The following is a 19,985-nucleotide window of genomic DNA, read 5'->3' on the forward strand; positions in this document are numbered from 1 at the left end:
CCTATAATATTTTAAAAAACTGTTCCTCATCCAAAACCGCAACACCCAGATCATTGGCTTTATCCAGTTTGGATCCTGCTTCACTTCCAGCAATAACATAATCTGTTTTTGCTGAGACGCTACCAGTCACTTTAGCCCCCACAGCCAATAATTTTGCTTTGGCCTCTTCACGTCCCATAGTACTTAAGGTTCCCGTTAGAACCACTGTTTTTCCGAATAAAGAATGCGCTTTATTGACTTTCTTTTTCTCAACTTTTGGCCAATGAATACCAAGGGTTAATAAACGTTCAATCACTTGACGATTATGTTCTTGTGCAAAAAAATGTACTACATTAAAAGCACCTACAGGCCCCATATCTGGCAAGCTCATTAACTCTTCTTCTGTTGCTTTGGAAATCGCGTCGATATCTCCGAAATGTTCTGCCAACATTCGGGCGCTGGATTCGCCAATTTCACGAATTCCCAGCGCATAAAGGAACCGAGTAAATGTTGTATTTTTACTTTGTTCTAAAGCGTTCAATAAATTTTTTGCCGACTTCTCCCCCATGCGTGGAAGATTTGCTAAAGTAGTAACATCAAGCGTATAAAGATCGGGTAAATGGCGCACTATTCCTTCATCGACTAGCTGCTCAATAAGCACAGATCCCAACCCCTCAATATACATCGCTTTACGTGAAGCAAAATGCCACATCATTCTTTTTAGTTGCGCTTTGCAAAATAAACCACCCACACAACGCGCAACCGCCTCCCCTTCTTCACGCACTACATCAGAACCGCAAACAGGACATTTATCAGGTAAATGAATCTCTTTGGTATTTGCGGGGCGTCGTTCAAGAACGACAGAAACTACTTCTGGAATAACATCGCCCGCACGACGAATAATAACCATATCACCGATACGAATATCTTTTCTGACAATTTCATCCATATTATGCAAAGTCGCATTACTTACAGTAACTCCTGCAACACTGACCGGAGCCAAACGAGCTACTGGAGTTAAAGCACCCGTTCTTCCTACCTGAAAATCAACGGCTAACAGTTCGGTCATCTCTTCAGTAGCAGGAAATTTATGGGCACAGGCAAATCGGGGAGCTCGCGAAATAAATCCAAGTTGTCGTTGTAAAGGGATGCTATCTACTTTATAAACAACCCCATCAATTTCAAAAGGAAGTTGATTACGCTTGGCTAACATATCGTGGTAATAACTCAGGCAACCTTTGATACCTACTTCCTGTTTGGTGTCTAAAGATACCCTAAAACCAAATTCTTTAAGTAATTGCAATTGCTCCCAATGGCTATCTGGTAAACTATATCCTTCGCAAGCTCCTATACCATAGCAATAAATGGCCAAAGGCCTATTTGCTGTCACTGCAGGATTTAATTGCCGTAAGCTTCCTGCAGCAGCATTACGGGGATTGGCAAAAACTTTTTCCCCAGATTCTTTGGCCTTTTTGTTGTACTCTTCAAAACCAGTTTTTGGCATGTATACCTCTCCACGAATTTCGATAAACCGTGGTGGTTTTGTTACTCTTAAAATTAAAGGAATTGCAGGGATTGTTTTAATGTTGGCAGTAATGTTTTCACCTGTACTTCCATCACCACGCGTTGCTGCAGAAATCAATGTTCCATTTTCGTAGCTAAGATTTACTGCAAGCCCATCCAGCTTAGGTTCACAGGTAAAAACCAATTGCTGAACTGGTTCATCCAGTTTTTCGGTGACACGCTTAATAAATGCTTGTAACTCTTCCTCAGTAAATACGTTTGATAGGGACAGCATGGGTTGCCTGTGAGATACTGGCATAAAGGCATCTGCGGGAGTACCGCCCACACGTTGGGTAGGCGAATCGGCTGTCACTAATTCAGGATATTTAGCTTCCAAATCCAGTAATGCACGAAAACACCGATCGTATTCAACATCAGGAACAAGTGGTTCATCCAGAACATAATAGTGATAATCATACTGCCTTATTTTATCTTTTAATTCAGCAACTTGTCCCTTTATTTCATCAATACTCATTCATTTTCCATCCATAATTCAAAACCTAAGGAGTCATTGCCATACATGAAGCCTGACATTCTACGTGCCACGCTTTATGCGCGGCATCCAGTAATCTTACTTTAAAAAAGACTTCAGCAATACCTCAGAATATCAATCTGGATACCGCGCATAAAGCGCGGTACGTAGGGAAACTACCACCTCTCAAATTTCGCTTCGTTTCACCCAAGCTACGAAAAAATTCGTACCCTTTATGATCCTAAAAACATTAGTTTATCATTAAAAAATATGCTATAGATACATATCGATTCAACAAGAACCGAGGCGTGATAAAAATGGATTTTAAACGTATCTTAATAACAGGGTTTTTACTTGTATCTTCCACATTAATGTATGCTCTTCCACAGTCGGATGGATATAGAAATTTAGGCATCGCATTTGTTCATGGAACAAATGATCACCGAGATGATGCGGAAGGAGGCTATTGGAAAACTGATTTTATTCAAGATATTGCTCAAGGGCTTCCGAATCCTGAAAACTACTATGTAGTTCATTGTGATTACAGTAAATACATGTGGGATGAAGAAGCTGCAGGATGTACTGCAAATCAGCTATTAGATTTTATAGATCGTAACAAAATTGACTCTCTAGTTCTTTATACCCATTCCAATGGCGCAAATGTAATGCGCTGGATCCTTTCGAATCCAACTTATGATAATCGATATATGCGATTAAAAAGCAAAATCAAAAACGTCGTTGCTTTAGCTCCTTCAAGTGGAGGTACACCCCTTGCTGATATGCTTTTCAATGGAGGTGTTTTCGAAGCCAGCCTGAGCTGGTTGTTAGGTTATACGGGAGATGCGGTGAAACAGCAACGTGTTGGTGACATGTATATTTACAACGAAGAGCTCTTATTCGGCACTAATAATCGCCCCTCCTTGCCCGTACCTTTTAATGCAGTCATAGGAACTGATGTTATTGCCTCCCCCCTCTCTTCAGCCAGTTACTGTAATGGTTATCTACTCAATAGCGGCTTAAGAATTGCCAAAATCTATCTGGATTATTGTGCCGATGGTTTTTTAAATTGTACGTCCCAAGCCGCTGCAGGTACGATTTGGTTTTATGACAAGGAACAAACGGATGATGAAACAACGCTTAGCCATAACCAAAGTCGACATTCATGTTTTGGACTGGATAAGAAACTGATTTCTATCCTAGATTCAGAAGGAACTGTAAAATGAGAACTCTACTTACTTTATTGCCTTTATTTTTTTGTTGCGCGCAAGTCAGCGCATTCACCCTGCCACAAAATCCAGTCAAATCTTATGATTGTGATATTTGCAGCACTTTACCTCATGAAAGCATGCAGGATCGCTGGAAAATTGGAGAATTTCCTTTAAATAAAAAAGAAAGCAACATCCAAAAAAGTTACAGTTATAATCAACAAGTGACTGCTGCCGAATTACAACAAGGCATTAACTTAGCGATTCACACACCAGAAGCAGTAATACGCATTCTCCCTTTGCAAAAAAATAAATCTATTCCTGCATTGGAGCTTAAAAGTGCTAAGTCCAGCAAATTCATAAGCTTAAAAGAAGCTTCCTCTTTGTACAGTCAGGATGAAGCAATTGATGAATCACTCAGGATAGGTTCACATCAGATCATGCTGCAAATCAAACCTGAATTGGGTATGAGTCATTTCATACTCAAAAGCAAATCCACAGATTCCTCAAATGCCGATTCCTATCTAATTCATGTGTTTGAAAAATACTCTTTAATTTATTTACAAATTGAACCTTCGGCATTGCAATATCAATACGGTGATCAATTTAATGCCCTTATTACGCTTAAAGATAATATAACCTCTTATCCTGTAGAGGATGTGAATGCCACATTGGTAGGTCCTGATAATCAAACAATCCCTCTCAAAATAAAAGAAATTAAACGCAACCAATTCCAAGCCAGCGCACTTTTATCTTCTGATGACAACACTCATGGGGGCAACTGGTATATCGAGGTCGATGTATTATGCACACTTGGTGAGAATAGTCCCTTACATCGTAGTGGACGGGCTGCTTTCTCCTATTCAATCCCTTCCGCAAGCCTAATGAGCATCAAAAAGATCTCCTCTAACCCTCTAACATTTGCCGCTACTGTAGAAGTTGCTACTGCAAGTCGGTATGCATTACAAAGTGTTTTATACACAAAAAATTCCAAAGGTGCGGATCTTCCCGTTGAAACAGCGCAAAGCGCACAATGGCTCGAACCCGGAAAACAAATAATTAAATTTAGTTTTGACAATTCAGCTCGTTTGGCAGAGGATCAGCTTTCCGTGGGTTATTTGCACCTTACTGATTACGGGCAATTAAAAACGATATATCAATATGACCCACCGATTAAACTCAGTCAACTTTTGGACTAATGAATGCAATTTTTATCTTCAATCACGTTACTTGAGGGCATCGCATATGCTTTAGCCCTCCAATTTATATTCCTAATTTGGCTTTTGATAAAACAAAGCCAGCAAAAAAAATTGAGCAGGCAGTTTAATGAAAAAGTTCTAGAGGCATTTACCTCCCAATTACATCAGGTACGCCTGGATGTAAGTGAGAAAATTGCCCAAGGACAATTGATGACCCAACAACTCATACATGATACCGTCCAAAAACAAATGACCGATGTTAGGGAGCAAATGAGTCATAGTTTCAAGCAACATGCAAGTTCACTGACCTCTCATTTGCAGTTGCTTACTGAAGAAATCCGCAATCATCTCCACAGCTTAACTCAACAAGTCAATCATAAATTAACCGAAGGTTTTGAAAAAACGTCCTCAACTTTTATTGACGTAGTAAAGCGGTTAACAATCATTGATGAAGCACAAAAGAAAATTACTGAACTATCCAATCATGTGGTTAGCTTGCAAGATGTATTAGTTGATAAAAAAGCGCGTGGAGCTTTTGGTGAAGTACAATTGGCGACACTCATCAGCAATATGATTCCACCTAATCATTTTGCAATGCAATATACACTAAGTAATCAAAAGCGCGCTGATTGTATTTTGTTCTTGCCCGAACCAACGGGTAATGTAGTTATTGATGCGAAGTTCCCTCTCGAAACCTATCAGCGACTTATCAGCACTGATACAGGTTCGGTTGAGAAAAAATCGTTACAACAACAATTTCGTCAAGACATTCAAAAGCATATTAAAGACATTGCAGAAAAATACATTATACCCAATGAAACCACCGATGGTGCTATGATGTTCATTCCTGCCGAATCCATCTTTGCAGAAATTCATGCAAATTATCCTGATTTAATTTCTCTTTCTCAAAGATTAAAAGTATGGCTTGTTTCTCCCAGTACTTTAATGGCCGTACTTACTACTGCTAAAGCGGTGCTTAAAGATGATGCCACTCGCAAACAAGTTCACATTATTCAAAAACATCTACAAGCTCTTGCTGATGATTTCCAACGTTTTGAAAAAAGAATGGATAAACTGTCTAAGCACATCAATTTGGCTCATCAAGATGTCAGTGAAGTGAATACATCCGCAAAAAAAATTACGTCGCGTTTTCAAAAAATTGAGTCCGTAGATGTTGAATTAGATGAGCTTGAACTCATTGAAACCGATACATCATTAAATGAAACCTAAGTTGTAGCACCTAATGTGTAGCCTGGGCGAAGGCAAGCCGTAATCCGGGATTAAACAATTATACTCTTGTTTAGAAACCCGGATTCCGCTACGCTTCGCCTGTTTCTACCCCCGCGGCTTGTCCGCGGGGTCCAGTGTTTTAGGGAGATCACCTGGATCCCGCGGACAAGCCGCGGAAAGTCGGAATAGGCCTGGTTACTCAGCGATGTGTAGAAGATTCAGACCCTTCACCCAGGCTACAAAGTGATTTCAAATTAGAGAAAAAGTATATGACACACCCCTTTAATGATCATACTTACCTTAATCAAACATTCACGCAATTAACTATTGAAAAAACACGAATCGAGCAAATCAATTTTGAAAGTTGCCGATTCAAACAATGTAAATTTATTGACGTTATTTTCAGGAATACACAATTCACTGATTGCGATTTTGAAGGCTGCGATCTAGCTCTTGCAAAATTTCCAAATTGTAAATTTTCAGAAATCTCATTTAAAAATTCAAAAATTATAGGTGTAAATTGGACCGAATTAAGTTGGCCCTTGGTCAAGCTTACAAGCCCCCTCTATTTTTACAGCAGCAACCTAAGCCACTCCAGTTTTTATGGATTGGAGCTTTCTGGTTTGATCATTGAGGAATGTAAAGCTCATGATATTGATTTCAGAGAAGCCAATTTAAGTCATGCCAGTTTTGTGGATTCCGACTTACTGAATAGCCTATTTCTCCATACAAATTTAAATTCTGCTGATTTCACAAATGCTATCAATTACACCATTGATCCAAATGAGAATAGAATAAAACAAGCACGTTTTTCCGTCCCGGAAGTCATCGCTTTATTAAATCATTTCGATATTAAAATTAATGATTGGCCCGAGAGTGCCTGATCTGTAGCTGTCAGTGCAGCACATTTTAAAAATTTAGTTTGAATTGTTCTGTTCGAAATAACAACCAATAAATTTTGAGTTCTGAATTTCCGTAATTAATATCGATTCGACCTATAAATTTAGATAGAGTATAATCGCTAATTTTTAAATCCGCTTGCCTAAGCTATGTCCATTAAAACCTTACTCTATAAGAAGCCAATACAATCTAAACAAATATGGGGACAACTCCACGGAAGCAGCTTAGCACTTGCATTGGCTGAATATTGTCAACAAACACCCGGAATCAAGCTATTGATTGCACAGGACAATCTCAGTGCGAATCAATTACAAGCGGAATTGAATTTCTTTCTCAATCCAGACTCACCCCAAGAGTTATTGTTTTTTCCTGATTGGGAAACACTCCCTTATGACCAATTTTCACCCCATCAAGACATCATCTCCGAGCGCTTATATACATTAAGTCGAATCCAACAAGTGACAAATGCGATTGTCATTACCGCAGCAAGCACATTAATGCATCGGCTGTGTCCACCTGAATTCTTGAATCAATATGCATTGATGCTTAAAGAAGGACAAAAGTTGGATTTAACAGCCTTTCGGAACCAGCTGCAACAATCCGGTTACCATTGTGTTAATAAAGTACTTGAGCATGGAGAGTTTGCTTTACGCGGTTCAATTATTGATGTCTATCCTATGGGTTCGGGTTTGCCATTTCGCATTGAACTTTTTGATGATGAAATTGAAAGCTTGAGAGAGTTTGATACTGAAACCCAACGTACAATAGAAAAAATTAAAGAAATCAATGTATTACCTGCTCGAGAATTTCCTTTAAACGAACAAAGTCAACTTCTATTTCGCCGTACATTTAGAGAACAATTTCCCGGAAATCCAAGCCAATGTCCTATTTATGAAGCGATCAGTGAGGGTCAATTCCCTTCAGGAATTGAATATTATCTGCCATTGTTTTTTGAAAAAACAGTTACATTTTTTGATTATTTACCCGAAAACGCCAAGGTTTGCTTAGTTGAAAACATTCAAAATAATGCGGAACAATTTTGGCAAGAGTTAAATGAACGCTTTGAACAAAGACGATACGATATCAGTAAGCCCATTCTATCACCCCCAGCATGTTTTATTAATCCAACTGAATTATTAACTAAGGCCAATACTTATGAACAACTTCGCTTGTTCCAAAATCCTTCTGATAGAAAAGGTGCCGTAGTTAATTTTGACATCGAACCAGGCCCACAACTACCTATAGATAGAAAAACTCAGGAACCTTTAAGCCAACTTCGTCACTATTGTGCGGATTCCTCACGCCGCTATTTAATTGTGGTCGAAAGTGCCGGACGTCGTGAAGTGTTACTTGATCTGCTTAAACCGAGTGGTATTTCCCCCAAAGTTCATTCTTCATGGCACGACTTTATTAATGATACTACTCGGATCAACATCAGCACTGGGGCTCTTATTTATGGATGTGAATTAAAACAAAGTCATATTGTAATCATCGTGGAGTCTCAACTATTTGGAGAGCAAAGTACCCCTCAAAGGCGAGGAGTACAAAAAGCGGTTGACCCTGATTTAATTATTCGTGATATGGCTGAACTCCGCGTGGGCGCTCCTGTAGTTCATTTGCAGTTTGGCGTAGGACGTTATCAAGGATTACAACATATAGAATCTAATGGGTTTGCTAGTGAGTTTTTAGTTCTTACTTATGCAGGCGAGGATAAAATTTATGTCCCTGTCACCTCACTCCACCTCATTAGTCGATATACAGGGGTTGATAGTGAACATGCCCCTTTGCATAAACTGGGTTCTGATCAATGGCAAAAAGAAAAGAAAAAAGCTGCCGAAAAAATTCATGATGTAGCAATTGAACTGCTGGATCTTTATGCAAAAAGAGAAGCACAACCTGGATACCAGTATAAAGTAGAGCACGATGAGTATGTTAAATTTGCCAGTGCTTTTCCTTTTACAGAAACTCCGGATCAATTACAAGCCATTGAACAAATAATAAAAGATATGGAATCCCCAAGACCTATGGATCGTTTAATTTGCGGGGATGTAGGGTTTGGAAAAACTGAAGTAGCCATGCGTGCCGCTTTTGTTGCAGTACAAAGCAACAAGCAAGTCTGTATCCTGGTACCAACAACCCTCCTCGCTGGGCAACATTTTGAATCATTCCGGGACCGATTTGCCGATTTTCCCATCAACATTGAATTGCTTTCACGTTTTCGTTCAGGCAAAGAAACTGAAGCGGTGCTCACTGCTTTGAAATCAGGAACTGTTGATATCGTCATAGGAACCCATAAATTATTCCAAAGTAACATTGCCTTTAAAAATTTAGGACTTCTCATTATTGATGAAGAGCATCGTTTTGGAGTGAAACAAAAAGAACACATCAAAGGCTTACGGACTCATGTTGATATTTTATCGATGACAGCTACTCCAATTCCTAGAACACTGAATATGGCTATGGCGGGTATAAGGGATATTTCTCTAATGACTACACCCCCAGCCAAACGTCTCGCGATTAAAACATTCTGGCAAGAGAAAAAAGATGCCACTGTGCGTGAAGCCATACTGAGGGAGATTCTTAGAGGGGGGCAAGTTTTTTTCTTGCATAATAATGTAGAAACAATTGAACAAGTGTGCCAAGATTTGCAAACCCTGGTTCCAGAGGCGAAAATACGCAGTGCGCACGGACAAATGCGTGAGCGCGAGTTGGAACGGGTAATGTCTGACTTTTACCATCACCGCTTCAATGTACTGGTCTGCACCACGATCATTGAAACCGGTATTGATATTCCCACAGCCAATACAATTATTATTGATCGTGCGGATAAATTTGGTTTAGCACAACTGCATCAGTTACGTGGGCGTGTGGGCCGTTCTCATCATCAAGCATATGCTTACTTGCTGACCCCTAATGAAAAATTATTAACTGCTGATGCCGTCAAACGGCTGGAAGCAATTGTTTCATTAGAGGATCTCGGTGCAGGATTCACTCTGGCAACACATGATCTGGAAATTCGCGGAGCAGGTGAACTACTAGGTGCTGAACAAAGTGGAAACATGCAGGCAGTCGGATTCAATTTATTTATGGAAATGCTTGATAAAGCGGTACATGATTTAAAAGCAGGAAGAACACCCGAGTTATCTGCTCCTATGCATCAAGGACCTGAGATAGATTTACGGATCAGTGCCATTATTCCTGAAGAATACATCCCTGATATTCATAATCGACTGATCATGTACAAACGAATCGCCAATGCAAAAAGTAAAGAACAATTACATGATTTACAAATTGAGTTGATTGACCGGTTTGGTTTGCTTCCACAACAAGTGAAGCACTTATTCTTGATTACTGAATTAAAATTAAAAGCAGAAAAAATGGGCATTCAAAAAATCAGTGCCGGTGCACAACAAGGCAAACTGGAATTCAATGAAAATCCTTCGATTGATCCAGGAGTGTTGATTCATTTAATTCAAGTACATGCCAAAAGATACCAAATGGACGGCCCCCAACGCTTACGTTTTACCCTAGATAATACTGCATCAGAAGAGCGCATTTTTGAAATCAGCTCTTTGCTTAACCGATTAAATGACGAGAAAAGTGCGTAGAATAAATAGAGAGCAAAAGTAATCCAGGATTTATAGCGCATGATTATCCGAAACCGTGGAGAAGTTTGCTATTTAACTTTCATAGTAGTAGCATGCTTCGGCAAAATACCACTATGAAATGTATTGTTATTACCATAATTTAGTGCCATGGATTAGGCGTCCCCTGTATTATTTTAGACTGACTTATTCCAGTGTTCACTAATTTAAAAATTAGCTCACCAAATAATATTACAAGGAGACTAAGAGAATATGAGATTCAAGGCAATTGCTATAGCAGCACTGTGTATTGGATTTAATAGTTTAGCCATTGCTGGTGTGATGGGGAGTGTTGCTCCTTCTGCACCAAGATTTTATATTGGTGCTGAAGGCGGAGCTTCTATTTCTTTAAACACGCATTTTGCACCCGATCTCGGTGGTAGCGAGCCTCTTCGTGTCGTTGCACCAAGCAACTCCGATTGGAATAACGACTTCGGGATTGGCGGTTTTGGAGGTGCATTCATCGGCTATCAATATAACCCCAACTTTGCCATCCAGTTTACTTGGGATTACCGAAGTGGCTATGATTATTTTCTTCATGCGAGCTATGCAGTCATTCCTACTGATCCTAATTTTTATCTGGAAGATCATTTTGAGGCAGATGACATTGACGTCCAAACGTTCCTGTTTGATCTGATTTTAAAGCCCACTGTAAATTGGGGTGGCTTTGTACCTTATGTTAAAGGCGGGATTGGTTTTGCTTATAACCAAATGGGTAATCTAAGAAACGTACAGCATGTGTTCGGCGGTAATCCAGTAACTTATGATATTCGCATTCATGGAGATTCAGTGACTAGCTTTGCTTGGGATGCTGGTGTCGGTGCTGATTACTTTTTTAACGATAAAGTCAGCATTGGGCTTGGCTATCGTTTTGTTGATGCGGGTACTTTGCGCACTGAAAATTCATTCTTCGATGTCGTTACTGTTGCTACAGGGGTACTCACACCTTTCGAAACGAAGCATCTTTTCTTAAACGAATTTGTTGCCTCAGTTGCTTACCATTTTGATTTTGCGTAAATCATAGTGTTAACCACTAAGCTTTAGACAAGGTGCAAGTGAATGAGGGTGGAGGAGTGTATAAAATAATACATAACTGAAGCCGAGTAAGCTTGCACCACTAAAAATTTTCGTTGACAGTCTATTTTTATTCATTAACAATCTAATTCGCTTATATAATTAAATTTCTTTATTTCAATTAATATAGAAGGACCTATTATAATGAAAAATATTTTTTTAAGCTCATTATTGATGCTTTCCGGCTCCATTGTACTACCTGAAATGGCAATGGCAGACCCTATTGGATATGAAGTCAATGTTTTTTGTCCTATGACTCAAGGCGGTCCAAATGCTGTCACTAATTTTGGAAGCTATATTGGTGGCTATGGTATGGAAGATATATTGTCTCAAACACTCCAAGTATATTTTCGTTCGACTGGGTCAGTACAAGATGTTCCTGCTAACTTAATCAACTATTTTAATGATTCTGTTACGTATAACAGTGCGACTGGAAATATAATTTGTAGTTATCAAAGCAATAATCCGGCCGATCCAAGATTTACTGTAACTTATACTATTACTAATGGATTAGGAGGTACTGTACAAGCTCAATCTAACAATTCCATCAGCGTTAGAATTCCTGTTGGTTTAAAGGGTTAAATGCAGTAATCCAAAACATGAGTAAGAACATCAAATGTAGCCTCAGTAAAGCAAAGTAAAGCTCAGGCTACATTGTAATGTTTTATTCTTTAACTTGTCCCACCCACGGTTAAAGCATCTATTTTCAAAGTAGGCTGCCCTACTCCAACCGGAACTGATTGCCCCTCTTTTCCACAAACACCGATTCCTCGATCCAATCCCAGGTCATTTCCAATCATACTGATTTTTTTCATTACATCGGGCCCATTACCAATGAGTGTTGCTCCTTTGACTGGCGCAGTAATTTTTCCATTTTCAATAAGATAAGCTTCGCTGGCTGAGAATACAAATTGACCTGAAGTGATATCTACCTGTCCACCCCCAAAATTGACTGCATACAAACCGCGTTGTACTGAACGAATAATTTCTTCAGGATCATGTTGTCCAGACAACATGTATGTATTAGTCATCCTGGGCATAGGTACATGCGCATAAGATTCGCGGCGACAATTACCTGTAGATTGCATGCCCATCAATTTGGCATTCAGTTTATCTTGCATGTAATTCACCAAAACTCCGTTATCAATCAACGTAGTGCATTGTGAGGGTGTCCCTTCATCATCAATTGTTAAGGAACCACGCCTGTCTTTCAAAGTACCATCATCAACTACTGTAACCCCGGTTGCTGCAACTTGTTGGCCAATACGCCCAGAAAAAGCAGATAAACCCTTGCGATTAAAATCCCCTTCCAAACCATGCCCTACCGCTTCATGCAATAGAACACCGGGCCAGCCTGGTCCAAGAACAACAGGCATCGTCCCTGCTGGAGCAGGTTGGGCCTCCAGATTAATCAATGCTTCACGTACTGCTTCACGAGCATAACTTAAGGCATTTTCCTTTTCGTAAAAATAAGAATAAGGCACCCGGCCGCCGCCACCAGAACGAGCGGACTCCCTTCTTCCATTTTTATCTTCTACGATCACACTGACATTGATGCTCACCAAAGGTCTAACATCAGCAATCATCTGCCCATTCATCCCAGCTACCATTACAACCTCATAACAGCCACTTAAGGACGCATTAACTTGGGTCACTCGAGGATCAATACTGCGCGCTTCTTTATCAATTGCTTCTAATAAAGCAATTTTTTCTTGCTTACTCATCCCTTCAATAGGGTTTAAACTTTGATAACGACTTACCGCCGCACCTTTTACCTGGATAGATTGAATTGGCTTCGATCCAGTAAGTGCAATAGAACGAGCTGCGTCAGCTGCCCGTAACATTGAGGGCAGTAAAATATCATCACAATAGGCAAAACCTGTTTTATCGCCACTGACAGCTCGAATACCTACACCTCTATCTAAAGAATAGCTACCGCTTTTCACTACTGAATCTTCCAAATACCATGATTCATAACTGCAACTTTGAAAATAAAGATCTGCATCGTCAATATGGCGATTCATAATGGTTTTAAATAATTTTTCTATCCCCGTTTCGTCCAGCGCAGCAGGAGCTAATAAAATTTTTTTTGCTGTAGTAAGAACCTCTGTCATTTAATTACCTTTTAAATAAATAAAATAATATCTGTTAGTTTGATGTATTAAAAAAGTAGTATTCTACTTATAAGTTTAATACATGATGTTCCAAACAGGGGAAACTTCGGCGTAATTCTTGCTGACCTTGTAAATCAATTTCTGCTATTACCACTCCAGTACCCGTTTCTTTTTGTGTCAGTACTTTTCCCCAAGGGTCAACAATCATGCTATGACCAAAAGTAGTACGTCCATTTTCATGCTGCCCCCCCTGATTTGCCGCCAAAACATAACATAGATTTTCAATAGCTCTCGCTCGCAATAATACTTCCCAATGAGCTAAGCCTGTTACAGCCGTAAATGCTGAAGGGACGGTAAACAACTGAGCCCCTTGCAACATGAGTTGTTGATAAAGTTCTGAGAAACGTAAATCATAACAAACTGTTAATCCTACTTTTCCAACGGGGGTATCTACAAGAGCCAGATCATGCCCACACTCAATGGACATCGATTCTTGATATGCTTCTTTTGAGGAAACATACACATCAAACAAATGAATCTTATCATAACGCGCCGCACACTTACCTTGGGCATCATAAACCAGACAACTGGCGCGTACCTTGGAACCTGTGCTTTTAAGAGGAATAGTTCCGGCGATTACCCATAAGCCTAATTTTTTTGCCAATTGACTAATTTTTTGTTGTATTGGACCTACACCATATACTTCCCCAATCTGTAATTTATCTGTTTCCCTAAGTCCCATAAACGCAAAATTTTCAGGTAAAAGCACAAGATCTGCTTGCTCTTCACGGGCTTGGAGCATTAATTTTTCAACTTGATGTAAGTTATCAGCAACTTCTGCTGAAGAAACCATTTGTATCAAAGCTGCGCGTGCCATAATAAATCCTGCAATTTTATGACATCAAAAATGTCGAAATTTTTTGCGTTATCCTGAATGCCAGGTCACTACGGACTCTATTCTAGAATTATTTATATACTACTATAGTACTATAGAACCTCAAAACAAAAATAATTCCTTTTAAACTTGAAATATAGGAAACTAACCCATAGATATGCTAGACTGAGAATATAAACATAGAGGAGCTCTAAACAATGAACCGAAATGATGTCACTATACTTACGCGACGTAATGAGTCAGTGCTTGCCAGCAATAAGGTACTGCGTAATACCTATCTATTACTGAGCATGACATTTTTGTTCAGTGCATTTATGGCAGTTTTTTCTCTTACGAGCGGTGCGCGTCCCATGAACCCTCTTCTTATGATAGTTGGCGTTTATGGCTTAATGTTTTTGACTCAAGCACTCCGAAACAGTGTCTGGGGATTAGTAAGTGTTTTTGCCTTCACCGGATTCCTGGGTTATACCTTAGGTCCAGTGCTTAACTTCTACATCAGTCACTTTACTAACGGTCCGCAATTAATTGCAACTGCGTTAGGCGGTACTGGTATTATTTTCTTTGCATTATCCGGCTATGCGTTAACAACTAAAAAAGATTTCAGCTTCCTGGGTGGATTTCTTTTTGTCGGTATGATGGTTGCTTTATTAGCGATGATAGCAGGAATTTTTGTTCATATACCTGCACTGCAATTAGCTATTTCAGCTGCGTTTATTCTTATTTCTTCAGGACTAATTCTCATGCAGACAAGTGCAATTATCCATGAAGGTGAAACGAATTACATCTCGGCTACCGTAGGTCTATTTGTATCAATTTACAACTTGTTCGTCAGCTTGCTTAACATATTAAGTGCGTTTTCAGGGCGCGACTAGTATCATTCTCCTCTACCTAAATCCCGGTTCATTTTTGCCGGGATTTTTTTTTGATAAGCGCATCCTGTATCACCGGGAAAGTCAGCTTTTTCGTTCAAGATGAGCCAAATATGGCTTTCCATCAAAATTAGCAAAAATGGTCAAAACATTCTTCCATAAATTCGATAACATGATTTGTGTAAATAAGTTGATGACCTTAAATTGAGAAAAGCATGAATTATAAGTACCAATTAGAAAAAGTAATTGAGTTTATCGGCAAACATCTTGATGAAAAGCTTGATTTAACTCAATTAAGTCATATTGCCTGCTTTTCAAAATACCATTTCCATCGTTTATTTACCGCTTATACAGGGCTATCGTTACAACAATATATTCGTTGGCTTCGTTTAAAACGAGCAGCCCATCAATTAATTGTTGATAAAGATAAAACCATTATCGAAATTGCAATAAATGCGGGATTTGAATCTCATGAGGCCTTTACACGTGTATTTAAACAAGCTTGTGGTATGAATCCAAGTGAATTTAGAGTGCACTCAAATTGGAGTTTTTGGGAAAACTCACCGTATTATTTGCCAAAACAAGGTAACATCATCATGAATGTATTGATCAGAGAGATACCAGCCAGACGTTTGGCGGTACTAGAACATCGAGGCGCACCTGAAAAAGTGGGTGAAAGTGTCAATAAGTTAATTCATTGGGCAAAATCTCAATCGATGAACTTAAAACCTAAAGCAGGAGAAGCTTTTGGCTTTGCTTATGACGATCCAAAGACAACTGACCCCGCTGATTTTCGGTTTGACTTAGGGATTACCGTCCCAGAGCAAATAAAACTTGAAGGTAATATCATTGAAAAACACCTACCTGCAGGGCGTTATGCTGTAGCAGTTCATAAAGGCTCACGCGATACCATTGGGGACGCAGTCTATTGTTTATATCGTGATTGGTTGCCTAATTCAGGCGAACAGTTGGGTGATTTACCCTGTATTTTTTGCTATTACAACTTTGACCATGAAGTAGCTGAGACCGAACTGCTTACAGAGTGTTGGCTATTATTAAAATAACCTTGCATAATATTGGTTTAAAAAAGCTACATGTAGCCTGGGGGGAGGCGCAAGCCCTAACCCGGGACATCATCGGCAGCAGGGAAAACCTGGGTTACGCCTCGCTTCACCCCAGAGCTAAGAGCTTAACTTTGTTGCCAAGTAGCTTTTGCCCTGAATAGCTCAGGTAAGTCAGGTAGGGCCTTTTTTACCTCTTCAGGTAAAGCAAAAAAATCCCGAGTTTTTTGATAATAAACGCCCAAAGGAACTGGATATGCAGGAAAAGATAAAGCTGCAAGGCGTATCGCAGCAACAAAATCACTTGGGTTATGATGATAAATACCTTTTTCTTCTGCTGAAACACTGGTGAATTGCTCTTCTCTAAGGTGCAACGCGTTCTCTTTTTGTGTACCGAAGAGTAAAGGTTGGCCTTCTTCCAATATCACTGTATTCTCAGCGCGATTACTTTTAAGTGCAAACTCATCAAAGGCGCCGTGGTTAAAAATATTACAATCCTGATAAATTTCTACAAAAGAACAGCCTTGATGTTCTTGCGCTTTCTTTAATATAGTTGCCAAATGAACGGGATCTTTGTCTACAGCCCGAGCTACAAAACTAGCCCCTGCCGCTAAAGCTAATGTAAGTGGATTCACAGGTTCATTCGCTACTCCCTTAGGCGATGTTTTTGTTACTTGACCTTTTTGTGAGGTTGGTGAAAATTGTCCTTTAGTTAAACCATATACCTGATTATTAAATAGCAAAATATTAACATTCACATTACGACGCAAAATATGAATCAGATGATTACCGCCAATGCTTAAAGCATCGCCATCTCCAGTAATTATCCAAACACACAAATCCTCACGAAGCGCTTTTAAACCAGTGGCAACTGCAGTAGCTCGACCATGAATGGTATGAAAACCATAAGTATTCATATAATAAGGCAATCGTCCAGCACACCCTATTCCAGAAATAAAAACATGCTGTTCTGGGGGTAACCCTAAATCAGGCAACATTTTTTGTAGTGCCATCAAAATGGCATAATCACCACACCCAGGGCACCAGCGAACTTCATTAGTATTGGCAAAATCTTCGCGCTTATAATTGTTGTTCATAATTGGCTTCCGCTTTAATAGTATTCACCAGATGACTGACAGTAAAAGGCTGACCATTCGATTGGCCAATCACCTGTGCATCAACCAAATAGCTGGCACGAATAATTTGGCATAATTGCCCTGAATTTAATTCTGCAACCAATACTTTATCGTATTTTTTTAAAACAGTTCCTAAGTCATTTGGTAAAGGGTTTAAATGACGTAAATGCACATAAGCAAGTGCTAATCCTTGTCCCAAGCATTGCAAAACTGCTGATTTTAAGCAGCCATAAGTACTTCCCCAGCCAATTAAAATGATTGGCGCATTCGCATCGCCTTCAATGACTAAAGGTTCATATTCTCGTGCAATTCCATCAATTTTTTGCTGACGTAAGTGAACCATTTTTTGATGATTTTCAGCATCGTAACTTACACGACCGTCTTCGCCTTGCTTTTCTAAACCCCCTAATTGATGAATGTACCCTGGAGTACCTGGTGTGTTCCAACTTCGACTTAAAAGCGCGTCACGAGTAAATGGTTTTGGAAAACGGTTAAATTCAATTTGAGGTAATTTTAAAGCACTTACTTCGGGTATCTTCCAGGGTTCTGCTGCATTTGCGAGATAAGCATCCAGCAAAACAATTACTGGGGTCATATATTTAACAGCCAAATAAAATGCTTCTAAAACGGTATTAAAACAATCTGCAGCAGATTGTGCCGCTAATACAGGCAAGGGTGCTTCGCCATGACGCCCATACAGTGCCTGACGTAAATCACTTTGGCTTGTTTTTGTTGGTAATCCTGTGGAGGCCCCGGCGCGTTGAACATCAAGTAAAACTAAAGGTAATTCAGCGACTACTGCCAGACCAAGACTTTCACTTTTTAGATCCAGCCCAGGTCCTGAAGTTGTAGTTAAAGCCAATCTCCCTCCGTATGCAGCTCCAATACAGGCACAAATTGCCGCAATTTCATCTTCGGCCTGGAGTAATTGCACTCCAAAATCAGATAAGCGCGCACATTCATGAAGTATTGCTGAAGAAGGAGTAATCGGATAGCCCGAAACCAGCATAGGTATTTGTAGCGAAGTAGCCAACGTAGCAAGTGCTAAACCTACTGCCTCTACCCCTGTAATTTGTCGATACTCCCCTACATCACGATTAACCTCGCCTAACATATAGTCACGGCGTGATAATTCTAAAGTCATGGCATAATTGTAACCAGCTAATAATGCCAATTGATTGGCTTTGGCAACAACAGCATTCGCTTTGAATTTTTTAGCAATAAATCCTTCACAAGCTTCTGTTGGCAAGTCAAATAACCAGAGTACCAAACCCAAAACATAAAAGTTTTTGGTTTTAGTAGCTTGGGGTTTCGTCAATTCAAGTGACGATACTGCGTGCAAGGTTTGGGTAATTAAAGGAAATGAAACAATTTGGTAATGCTCGGCACAATTATCGAGAAAACTCTTATCCATTCCGGCCTTTTGCCAATCTTTCTCCTGATAACTGTCTTCATTAATAATTAATAAACCGCCTTGATTTAGATGTTGCAAGGAATGTTTCAATGCCGCTGGATTTAAAGCAACCAGCACATCCAGCGACTCACCTGCAGTAAAAATAGCATGTTCAGCCATCGCCAGTTGAAAACCAGAAACCCCAGCCACAGTGCCAGCTGGAGCTCTAATTTCCGCAGGAAAATCGGGTAAAGTACGTACATCACGACCAGTAAGCGCTGCACTAATGGTGAGTTGCTCGCCCACTAATTGAACACCGTCTCCCGAATCTCCAGTAATACGAATAACAATCACGTCAGATGTTGACATAAAGTCTTGCTTCCTGCATTAGTAGACGCATGTGTCTTACTGCCTCTTTCATACCACAAAATAAGGCTCGGGCAATAATCGCATGGCCTATGTTAAGTTCATGTAATTCTTTTATAGATGCTATAGATTGTACGTTATGATAATTAAGGCCATGGCCTGCATTGACAATTAAATTTAAACTCGCTGCGTATTCCGCGGCGTGCTTTATCCGGGCCAACTCATGTTGTTGCTGTTCCACATTGCTCGCATCAGCATAACACCCTGTATGCAATTCAATTACAGGAGCACCAATATCCGCTGCGGCTTTAATCTGTTCGGGATCTGGGTCAATAAATAAAGAAACTTCACTTCCCATAGCCTGCAAACGCTTTACCGCATACTCTACTGATTTCTGGTGTGTTATCACATCCAAGCCACCTTCTGTAGTTAATTCTTCGCGTTTTTCCGGGACTAAACACGTATGCTCGGGCGCTATTTCTTCTGCAAAATCCAGCATTGCATCAGTTACCGCCAACTCAAGATTCATTCGCGTTTGTAATACTTCTTTCATCAAACGTACATCACGAGCCTGGATATGTCGTAAATCTTCTCGCATATGCAAAGTAATACCGTCAGCACCGGCTTCTTCCGCATCCATTGCAGCCTGAACAGGATCAGGATAACGGGTGCCTCTTGCCTGGCGTACAGTAGCTATATGATCAATGTTGACACCCAATAGTATTGGTTTATTCATTTTACACCTTACAATAAAATAAAGAGTATAAAGTCCATCATGACCTAAACTCAAGTTGCTTGAAAACATATATATGCATTGTGCGTACCAAGTGCTGCAAAAAATCCAAGTTAGACCTCTTTAAATGGTTTAGTGTCTGTTAACAATCG

15 protein-coding genes are annotated in these 19,985 nt (G+C 39.8%); 9 read left to right on the forward strand and 6 right to left on the reverse strand.

Going from position 1 to position 19,985, the window contains the following annotated elements; translation table 11 throughout:
• Position 1: 1 nt before the first annotated feature.
• The gene (ligA, locus tag LXO92_RS13360) at positions 2 to 2,017 is read right to left on the reverse strand and encodes an NAD-dependent DNA ligase LigA (protein ID WP_182350042.1); all 2,016 of its coding nucleotides are present in this window, start codon (positions 2,015 to 2,017) and stop codon (positions 2 to 4) included.
• 314 nt (positions 2,018 to 2,331) lie between these two features.
• Here ligA and LXO92_RS13365 point away from each other — a divergent pair, with 314 nt between their 5' ends.
• The 7 genes from LXO92_RS13365 to LXO92_RS13395 all read left to right on the forward strand — a co-directional run bounded on the left by LXO92_RS13365 (position 2,332) and on the right by LXO92_RS13395 (position 11,848).
• Positions 2,332 to 3,237 carry a hypothetical protein gene (locus tag LXO92_RS13365; RefSeq protein WP_182350043.1) on the forward strand — a complete coding sequence of 302 codons (906 nt, stop codon included), beginning with the start codon at positions 2,332 to 2,334 and terminating at the stop codon, positions 3,235 to 3,237.
• Positions 3,234 to 4,418, forward strand: a complete 1,185-nt coding sequence (locus tag LXO92_RS13370; protein ID WP_182350044.1) for a DUF4785 domain-containing protein — start codon at positions 3,234 to 3,236, stop codon at positions 4,416 to 4,418. Before LXO92_RS13365 ends, LXO92_RS13370 begins: the two co-directional genes overlap by 4 nt.
• 3 nt (positions 4,419 to 4,421) lie before the next feature.
• Positions 4,422 to 5,648 (forward strand): DNA recombination protein RmuC, encoded by a 1,227-nt coding sequence (locus tag LXO92_RS13375; RefSeq protein WP_182350045.1) that lies wholly within the window; start codon positions 4,422 to 4,424, stop codon positions 5,646 to 5,648.
• 269 nt (positions 5,649 to 5,917) lie between these two features.
• Positions 5,918 to 6,532: a pentapeptide repeat-containing protein gene (locus LXO92_RS13380; protein WP_182350046.1), complete on the forward strand. Its 615-nt coding sequence runs from the start codon at positions 5,918 to 5,920 to the stop codon at positions 6,530 to 6,532.
• A 165-nt stretch (positions 6,533 to 6,697) separates the two neighbouring features.
• Positions 6,698 to 10,156, forward strand: a complete 3,459-nt coding sequence (gene mfd / locus LXO92_RS13385) for a transcription-repair coupling factor (RefSeq protein ID WP_182350047.1) — start codon at positions 6,698 to 6,700, stop codon at positions 10,154 to 10,156.
• A 249-nt stretch (positions 10,157 to 10,405) separates the two neighbouring features.
• A complete protein-coding gene (locus tag LXO92_RS13390) occupies positions 10,406 to 11,209 on the forward strand; it encodes an outer membrane protein (RefSeq protein WP_182350048.1) in 804 nt (267 codons plus the stop codon).
• Positions 11,210 to 11,410: 201 nt separating this feature from the next.
• Complete coding sequence (locus LXO92_RS13395) at positions 11,411 to 11,848, forward strand: hypothetical protein (protein ID WP_232891157.1); 438 nt, start codon at positions 11,411 to 11,413, stop codon at positions 11,846 to 11,848.
• An 89-nt stretch (positions 11,849 to 11,937) separates the two neighbouring features.
• On the opposite strand, the gene tldD is transcribed toward LXO92_RS13395, so the two are convergent.
• Complete coding sequence (gene tldD / locus LXO92_RS13400; protein WP_232891158.1) at positions 11,938 to 13,380, reverse strand: metalloprotease TldD; 1,443 nt, start codon at positions 13,378 to 13,380, stop codon at positions 11,938 to 11,940.
• Positions 13,381 to 13,447: 67 nt separating this feature from the next.
• Positions 13,448 to 14,257, reverse strand: coding sequence for a carbon-nitrogen hydrolase family protein (locus tag LXO92_RS13405; protein WP_182350050.1), 810 nt, complete (start codon positions 14,255 to 14,257; stop codon positions 13,448 to 13,450).
• Between the two features lie 215 nt (positions 14,258 to 14,472).
• Here LXO92_RS13405 and LXO92_RS13410 point away from each other — a divergent pair, with 215 nt between their 5' ends.
• Entirely contained in the window at positions 14,473 to 15,147 is a 675-nt protein-coding gene (locus LXO92_RS13410) for a Bax inhibitor-1/YccA family protein (RefSeq protein ID WP_182350051.1), read from the forward strand.
• Positions 15,148 to 15,359: 212 nt separating this feature from the next.
• A complete protein-coding gene (locus LXO92_RS13415) occupies positions 15,360 to 16,208 on the forward strand; it encodes an AraC family transcriptional regulator (protein WP_182350052.1) in 849 nt (282 codons plus the stop codon).
• A 125-nt stretch (positions 16,209 to 16,333) separates the two neighbouring features.
• On the opposite strand, the gene LXO92_RS13420 is transcribed toward LXO92_RS13415, so the two are convergent.
• Genes LXO92_RS13420 through pdxJ form a run of 3 tightly spaced genes read right to left on the reverse strand, consistent with a single transcriptional unit; the run spans position 16,334 to position 19,836 of the window.
• Complete coding sequence (locus LXO92_RS13420) at positions 16,334 to 17,302, reverse strand: 2-oxoacid:ferredoxin oxidoreductase subunit beta (RefSeq protein WP_182350053.1); 969 nt, start codon at positions 17,300 to 17,302, stop codon at positions 16,334 to 16,336.
• Positions 17,286 to 19,103, reverse strand: a complete 1,818-nt coding sequence (locus LXO92_RS13425) for a 2-oxoacid:acceptor oxidoreductase subunit alpha (protein WP_182350054.1) — start codon at positions 19,101 to 19,103, stop codon at positions 17,286 to 17,288. The genes LXO92_RS13420 and LXO92_RS13425 overlap by 17 nt, the downstream gene beginning before the upstream one ends.
• A complete protein-coding gene (gene pdxJ / locus LXO92_RS13430; RefSeq protein WP_232891159.1) occupies positions 19,090 to 19,836 on the reverse strand; it encodes a pyridoxine 5'-phosphate synthase in 747 nt (248 codons plus the stop codon). The genes LXO92_RS13425 and pdxJ overlap by 14 nt, the downstream gene beginning before the upstream one ends.
• Between the last annotated feature and the right edge of the window lie 149 nt (positions 19,837 to 19,985).

Origin of the sequence: Legionella resiliens (assembly GCF_021344005.1) — a bacterium.
In the GTDB taxonomy this organism is placed as follows: domain Bacteria; phylum Pseudomonadota; class Gammaproteobacteria; order Legionellales; family Legionellaceae; genus Legionella; species Legionella resiliens.

Excerpts from the sequence above, each read along its gene's own strand:
- ligA (WP_182350042.1), bottom strand. The coding sequence starts at position 2,017 with ATGAGTATTGATGAAATAAAGGGACAAGTTGCTGAATTAAAAGATAAA.
- LXO92_RS13365 (WP_182350043.1), top strand. The coding sequence starts at position 2,332 with ATGGATTTTAAACGTATCTTAATAACAGGGTTTTTACTTGTATCTTCC.
- LXO92_RS13370 (WP_182350044.1), top strand. The coding sequence starts at position 3,234 with ATGAGAACTCTACTTACTTTATTGCCTTTATTTTTTTGTTGCGCGCAA.
- LXO92_RS13375 (WP_182350045.1), top strand. The coding sequence starts at position 4,422 with ATGCAATTTTTATCTTCAATCACGTTACTTGAGGGCATCGCATATGCT.
- LXO92_RS13380 (WP_182350046.1), top strand. The coding sequence starts at position 5,918 with ATGACACACCCCTTTAATGATCATACTTACCTTAATCAAACATTCACG.
- mfd (WP_182350047.1), top strand. The coding sequence starts at position 6,698 with ATGTCCATTAAAACCTTACTCTATAAGAAGCCAATACAATCTAAACAA.
- LXO92_RS13390 (WP_182350048.1), top strand. The coding sequence starts at position 10,406 with ATGAGATTCAAGGCAATTGCTATAGCAGCACTGTGTATTGGATTTAAT.
- LXO92_RS13395 (WP_232891157.1), top strand. The coding sequence starts at position 11,411 with ATGAAAAATATTTTTTTAAGCTCATTATTGATGCTTTCCGGCTCCATT.
- tldD (WP_232891158.1), bottom strand. The coding sequence starts at position 13,380 with ATGACAGAGGTTCTTACTACAGCAAAAAAAATTTTATTAGCTCCTGCT.
- LXO92_RS13405 (WP_182350050.1), bottom strand. The coding sequence starts at position 14,257 with ATGGCACGCGCAGCTTTGATACAAATGGTTTCTTCAGCAGAAGTTGCT.
- LXO92_RS13410 (WP_182350051.1), top strand. The coding sequence starts at position 14,473 with ATGAACCGAAATGATGTCACTATACTTACGCGACGTAATGAGTCAGTG.
- LXO92_RS13415 (WP_182350052.1), top strand. The coding sequence starts at position 15,360 with ATGAATTATAAGTACCAATTAGAAAAAGTAATTGAGTTTATCGGCAAA.
- LXO92_RS13420 (WP_182350053.1), bottom strand. The coding sequence starts at position 17,302 with ATGAACAACAATTATAAGCGCGAAGATTTTGCCAATACTAATGAAGTT.
- LXO92_RS13425 (WP_182350054.1), bottom strand. The coding sequence starts at position 19,103 with ATGTCAACATCTGACGTGATTGTTATTCGTATTACTGGAGATTCGGGA.
- pdxJ (WP_232891159.1), bottom strand. The coding sequence starts at position 19,836 with ATGAATAAACCAATACTATTGGGTGTCAACATTGATCATATAGCTACT.